The organism is Blautia sp. CAG:237, assembly GCF_000436615.1.
Lineage (GTDB): Bacteria > Bacillota > Clostridia > Lachnospirales > Lachnospiraceae > Blautia_A > Blautia_A intestinihominis.
The window spans coordinates 1-6,559 of sequence record NZ_FR886716.1; the positions used below are offsets into that span (position 1 = coordinate 1).

6 protein-coding genes are annotated in these 6,559 nt (G+C 46.4%); all 6 read left to right on the plus strand.

The window, feature by feature from the left end; genetic code table 11:
* Positions 1-25 precede the first annotated feature (25 nt).
* The gene (locus QZL69_RS05290; protein WP_022214186.1) at positions 26-340 is read left to right on the plus strand and encodes a nucleotidyltransferase domain-containing protein; all 315 of its coding nucleotides are present in this window, start codon (positions 26-28) and stop codon (positions 338-340) included.
* Between the two features lie 241 nt (positions 341-581).
* Complete coding sequence (gene uvrB / locus QZL69_RS05295) at positions 582-2,582, plus strand: excinuclease ABC subunit UvrB (RefSeq protein ID WP_022214187.1); 2,001 nt, start codon at positions 582-584, stop codon at positions 2,580-2,582.
* A gap of 93 nt (positions 2,583-2,675) precedes the next feature.
* Positions 2,676-3,833, plus strand: a complete 1,158-nt coding sequence (locus tag QZL69_RS05300) for a pyridoxal phosphate-dependent aminotransferase (RefSeq protein WP_022214188.1) — start codon at positions 2,676-2,678, stop codon at positions 3,831-3,833.
* A 242-nt stretch (positions 3,834-4,075) separates the two neighbouring features.
* Positions 4,076-5,128: a heat-inducible transcriptional repressor HrcA gene (hrcA, locus tag QZL69_RS05305; protein ID WP_022214189.1), complete on the plus strand. Its 1,053-nt coding sequence runs from the start codon at positions 4,076-4,078 to the stop codon at positions 5,126-5,128.
* Positions 5,129-5,157: 29 nt separating this feature from the next.
* Complete coding sequence (grpE, locus tag QZL69_RS05310) at positions 5,158-5,790, plus strand: nucleotide exchange factor GrpE (protein WP_022214190.1); 633 nt, start codon at positions 5,158-5,160, stop codon at positions 5,788-5,790.
* Between the two features lie 40 nt (positions 5,791-5,830).
* On the plus strand, positions 5,831-6,559 hold a 729-nt coding region (locus QZL69_RS05315), incomplete at its 3' end, for an Hsp70 family protein (RefSeq protein WP_291518478.1).

The window sequence follows — 6,559 nt, forward strand, 5'->3', positions numbered from 1 at the left end:
AATCAGAGATTTAAGTGGTGGGAGCATGTCACTTGAAGAATATGTGGAGGCTATCAAAAAGATTTATGGCTCTCATGTACGCCAGATAATCCTTTATGGTTCTTATGCAAGGGGTGACTTCCGTCCGGATTCTGATGTGGATATTATGATTCTGGTGGATATGTCTGACCTGGAATTAAAGGCATATGCGCAGCAGCTATCCTATATGACGTATGATTTCAATATGGACAATGATCTGGATATCAAACCTATTGCAAAAAGTGAAGCACATTTCAACAAATGGATTGTGAATTATCCATTTTATTCCAATATTCACAAAGAAGGAGTAAAGTATCAATAGTCCATCCAAATGGAATCTCTTTTTTGAGAACTTCATTGTATAATAAGGCTCCACCTGAAGTTTTATATGGATTTCCGTTTCCATCAGGAAACTCAAATTGTACAAACCAATAGTCGTAGATGGTCTTTGCCATCTCCTCTAAATAATCATTTATGTGAGAAATATTTGGAAACACAAATGCAATAGAATTGCAAAAAGAATAGCATTGAGCTTTTTCAACATACAACCAGGAGGTGCTTTTGTGCAAAATTCACAACAAATCTTCAAACTACACTCCGAATATCACCCCACCGGCGATCAGCCGCAGGCAATCGAGCAGCTAGTCAAGGGCTTCAAGGAAGGCAACCAGTTCGAGACTTTGCTTGGTGTCACCGGCTCCGGTAAGACCTTCACGATGGCGAATGTCATCGCCCGGCTCAACAAACCAACCCTGGTACTTGCGCACAATAAAACACTGGCAGCGCAGCTTTACGGCGAGATGAAGGAATTCTTCCCTGAGAACGCAGTAGAATACTTTGTCTCCTATTATGATTACTACCAGCCAGAAGCATACGTCCCATCTACCGACACCTATATAGCAAAGGACGCTTCCACTAACGACGAGATCGATAAGCTCCGCCTCTCTGCAACGGCGGCACTCTGCGAGCGCAAAGACGTCATAGTGGTTTCCTCTGTATCCTGCATCTACGGTCTGGGTGCACCGGAAGAATTTTTTGATATGATGATCTCTCTGCGCCCGGGGATGGAGAAGGACAGGGATGATGTGATCAAAGAACTGATCGATATCCAGTATAACCGCAACGAGATGGATTTCCATCGAGGTACTTTTCGCGTGCGGGGCGATGTGCTGGAGATTTTTCCTGCCAACTACTCAGACCGCGCGATCCGCGTAGAATTCTTCGGAGATGAGATTGACCGCATCACAGAAGTAGATGTTCTGACAGGTGAGATCCACAATGAACTGAAGCATGCTGCGATTTTCCCTGCATCCCATTACGTTGTTCCACAGGAAAAAATCCAGAAAGCAGCCGATGCGATCCTGGAAGAAATGAAAGAACAGGTTTCCTATTTCAAGAGCGAGGATAAGCTGATTGAAGCGCAGCGTATCGCCGAGCGTACCAACTTCGATGTAGAAATGATGAAAGAAACCGGCTTCTGTTCCGGAATCGAGAACTACTCGAGACACCTTACCGGGCTTGCACCGGGCCAGCCGCCATATACCCTGATGGACTACTTTAAGGATGATTTTCTTCTTATTATAGATGAGTCCCACAAAACAGTCTCTCAGGTCGGTGGAATGTACGCCGGAGACCAAAGCCGTAAGCAGACGCTTGTCGACTACGGTTTCCGCCTGCCATCTGCCAAGGACAACCGCCCGTTAAGCTTCGATGAGTTCGAAAACAAACTCGACCAGGTCCTGTTTGTCTCTGCAACACCGGGACAGTATGAGGCAGAGCACGAACTTCTCCGTGCAGAACAGATCATCCGTCCGACAGGACTTCTCGATCCGAAGGTAGAAGTCCGCCCGGTCGAAGGACAGATCGACGATCTGATCAGCGAAGTAAACAAAGAAGTGGACAAGGGCCACAAGATCCTGATCACGACCCTGACCAAACGAATGGCAGAAGACCTGACAGAATATATGAAGGATGTAGGTATCCGTGTGCGTTACCTTCATTCCGACATTGACACGCTGGAACGTGCGGAGATCATCCGCGATATGCGACTGGATGTCTTTGACGTACTTGTCGGAATCAACCTTCTCCGAGAGGGCCTTGACATCCCGGAGATCACACTGGTTGCAATCCTCGATGCAGACAAAGAAGGTTTCCTCCGTTCAGAAGTTTCCCTGATCCAGACGATCGGCCGAGCCGCCCGAAACAGCGAAGGTCACGTTATCATGTACGCAGATGTCATGACCGATTCCATGCGAAAAGCCATCCAGGAGACCGAGCGAAGAAGAAGCATCCAGGAAGCCTACAACAAAGAACATGGAATCACGCCGACCACAATTAAGAAAGCAGTCCGCGACCTGATCACAGTTTCCAAGGCGGTTGCTGAGACCGAAGCGAAACTCAAGAAAGATCCGGAGTCCATGAACCGCAAAGAACTTACCAAGCTGATTACCAAAGTCGAGAAGCAGATGCGCGAAGCAGCAGCAAGTCTGAACTTCGAACAGGCAGCAGAACTCCGTGACAAGATGATCGAACTTAAGAAAAATCTGGAAGAATTGGATGACTAGTGTACTTTACTCTTGTACAGTAATGGAGAGAGTGCTACAATAGAACGAACGGCAGGTATGATGCTTGAACAGAAACGAAAGAGGTAAATCGATATGCAGTTTTCCAAGAGATTAGACAGATTTGGAGAAGAAATCTTTGCAGCCCTGAATAACAGACGTATGGAACTGGAAGCACAGGGTATGAAAATTTATAATATGAGTGTGGGAACGCCGGACTTCAAAACACCGGAACACATCAAGAAAGCTCTGGCAGAGGCGGCCATGGATGACAATAACTGGAAATACAGTCTCAGGGATCTCCCGGAACTTCTGGAAGCAGTCTGTGACTATTATAAGAAACGTTTTGACGTAGAGCTGACACCGGACATGGTCATGACCGTTTACGGCAGCCAGGAAGGAATGGGACATCTTGGAATGGCACTCTGCGATGAGGGAGATGTTGTCCTTCTTCCGGATCCATGCTATCCGGTATTTGCAGCAGGAAGCCTGATGGCAGGGGCAGAGCCATACTACTACCCGCTTGTCGCAGAGCACGATTTTCTTCCATATGTAAAGGATATCCCGGAGGAAGTAGCACGCAAAGCCAAATACATGGTAGTTTCTCTGCCATCCAACCCGGTAGGAAGCATTGCCACACCAGGACTTTACGAAGAGATCGTAGCATTTGCGAAGAAATATGATATCTTGATTATCCATGATAATGCATACAGCGATATCATCTTTGACGGAGCACATGGTGGAAGTTTCCTCGCAACAGAAGGAGCAAAGGAGATCGGTGTAGAATTCTTCAGCCTTTCCAAGTCCTTTAATGTAACAGGCGCAAGGATCAGTTTTCTCGTAGGCCGCCCGGATGTGATCGCGGCACTCCGCAAACTCAGAAGCCAGATTGATTTCGGAATGTTCCTTCCGATCCAGAAAGCAGCGATCGCGGCACTCAAAGGACCTCTTGAAAGCGTTCAGGAGCAGTGCCAGATGTATCAGGAGAGAAGGGATGCACTCTGCAATGGTCTCCGCGAGATCGGCTGGGACCTTCCAAATGGCAAGGGAACGATGTTCGTCTGGGCAAGGATCCCGGGAGGACGTACAGACAGCATGGCATTCTGTATGGAACTGATGGAAAAAGCCGGCGTCATCGTGACACCAGGAGCAAGCTTTGGCCCGCACGGAGAAGGATATGTACGTTTCGCACTGGTACTCCCTCCGGAGAAGATCAAAGAAGTAGTAGAAGCGATCCGCAGAAGCGGTCTGTAAAGTAAAACAGATATATCATAATACAGGAAGATTAAGAGAATCACAGTGTCGAACACAGAGAAGGTCCCGCCAGAATTGTCGGAGTTTCCCTATCTGTGTCGGAACTGTGATTTTTATGTTTTTTTCAAAAAATTCGTAATTATCTGTTGACAAATAATAACGACAGTGCTATCTTAACACTATAGATGTTAGCACTCCTTAATGATGAGTGCTAACAGACTAAACGGAAAGGAGCTGGGAACATGGATGAACAACTGACAGATCGTAAGAAACGGATTCTCAAGGCGATCATCAGGACATACATGGAGACAGGCGAACCAGTAGGATCCAGGACGATTTCCAAGGACAAGGATCTGAATGTCAGCTCAGCAACAATCCGGAACGAGATGTCTGATCTGACAGACATGGGATATATCGTTCAGCCACATACATCGGCAGGAAGAATACCTTCTGATAAGGGCTACAGGCTTTATGTGGATGAACTGATGCGGGAGAAGGAAGACGAGATTGCAGAGATCCGTAATCTGATGATCGAGAAGACAGATAAGATGGAGAAAGTGCTTAAGAATGTAGCACGTGTCCTCGCCTCGAACACCAATTACGCAACGATGGTTTCGGTTCCTCAGTACAGCGGAAGCAAACTGAAATTTATTCAGTTATCCCGTGTCAATGAATTGCAGCTGGTAGCAGTTGTTGTATGCGAAGGCAACGTCATCCGAAATCAGATCATCGATCTGGATGAAGAGATGGACGATGAGACGATCCTGAAGCTGAACCTGCTTCTGAATACCAATCTGAACGGACTGCCGATCCAGGATATCAATCTTGGAATGATCGCCAGACTTAAGGAACAGGCAGGTATTCACAGTAAGCTGGTGGCCAAGGTGCTGGATGCAGTGGCAGCTACGATTCATGTGGATGAGGACGACATGGAAATCTATACGTCAGGAGCCACGAACTTCTTCAAGTATCCGGAGTTATCGGATACGACGAGAGCAACCGGACTGATCTCCACTTTCGAGGAGAAGCAGCAGCTGGTAGATCTGGTCAAGGAGCGGATGGCAGATGACAATACCGGAGTTCAGGTGTACATCGGAGACGAACTTCCGATCTCGACCATGAAGGATTGCAGCGTTGTAACCGCAACCTATGAACTGGGAGAGGGAATGCATGGAACGATCGGTATTGTAGGACCGAAGCGAATGGATTACGAGAATGTAGTAAACAGCTTGAAGACCCTCAAGGTCGAACTTGATCAGGTTTTCATAAAAAATAAAAGCAATGAAGACGGCTAGCAGCCAGGCAGAAAGGCGGTAAAACAAAGGTGTCAGAAGAAAATAAAAACACGGCAAATGAGCAGGAAGAAACAGAGAAAGACATTCCGGAAACAGAAACTGTGAACGAGCCGACAGAAGAATCGCCGGAAGCAACGGCAGGACAGGACGCAGAAGCGGAGAAAGCCCCTGAGGCAGACGACGATAAAGAAACCAAATCCAAAACATCTTTCTTCGGCAAGAAGAAAAAAGACAATAAATTAGAACAGCAGATCGAAGAACTGACAGACAGACTGAAACGTAACATGGCTGAGTTCGATAACTTCCGTAAACGTACAGAGAAAGAGAAATCCAGCATGTATGTGATCGGAGCAAAGGACATCATCGAGAAGATCCTTCCGGTTGTGGATAATTTTGAGAGAGGACTTGCACAGGCACCACAGGATGATCCGTTTGCTGATGGAATGGAGAAGATCTACAAACAGCTTACCACCACAATGGAAGGCATGGGAGTAGAACCGATCGAAGCAGTCGGCAAGGAATTCAATCCAGATTTCCACAACGCAGTCATGCATGTGGAGGATGAATCTGTCGGAGAGAACATTGTTGTAGAGGAACTTCAGAAAGGTTACACCTATAAAGGATTCGTAGTTCGTCACAGCATGGTTAAAGTGGCTAATTAATATTTCATATATTTAGATATTTATCAGGAGGAATTTTATCATGGGAAAAATCATTGGTATTGACTTAGGTACAACAAACAGTTGTGTAGCCGTAATGGAAGGTGGACAGCCAACCGTTATCGCTAATACAGAAGGTGCAAGAACAACACCATCCGTAGTTGCTTTCACAAAAACAGGAGAACGTCTTGTAGGTGAGCCTGCAAAACGTCAGGCAGTAACAAACGCTGACAGAACAATCTCCTCCATCAAGAGAGAGATGGGTACAGACTATCGTGTAACCATCGACGAGAAGAAATATTCTCCGCAGGAAATCTCCGCTATGATCCTTCAGAAACTGAAAAAAGACGCAGAAGGATATCTTGGAGAAACTGTTTCAGAAGCAGTTATCACAGTTCCGGCCTACTTCAACGATGCTCAGCGTCAGGCAACCAAAGATGCTGGTAAGATCGCAGGTCTTGATGTAAAACGTATCATCAACGAGCCTACAGCAGCAGCTCTTGCATATGGTCTTGACAACGAGAAAGAGCAGAAGATCATGGTTTACGACTTAGGTGGTGGTACATTCGACGTATCTGTTATCGAGATCGGTGATGGTGTCATCGAAGTTCTTTCCACAGCTGGTAACAACCGTCTTGGTGGTGATGACTTCGACCAGAAAGTTACAGACTGGATGATCGAGGAATTCAAGAAAGCAGAAGGCGTAGACTTAAGCGCAGACAAGATGGCTCTTCAGAGACTGAAAGAAGCAGCAGAGAAAGCTAAAAAAGAA

Excerpts from the sequence above, each read along its gene's own strand:
- QZL69_RS05300 (WP_022214188.1), top strand. The coding sequence starts at position 2,676 with ATGCAGTTTTCCAAGAGATTAGACAGATTTGGAGAAGAAATCTTTGCA.
- QZL69_RS05290 (WP_022214186.1), top strand. The coding sequence starts at position 26 with ATGTCACTTGAAGAATATGTGGAGGCTATCAAAAAGATTTATGGCTCT.
- hrcA (WP_022214189.1), top strand. The coding sequence starts at position 4,076 with ATGGATGAACAACTGACAGATCGTAAGAAACGGATTCTCAAGGCGATC.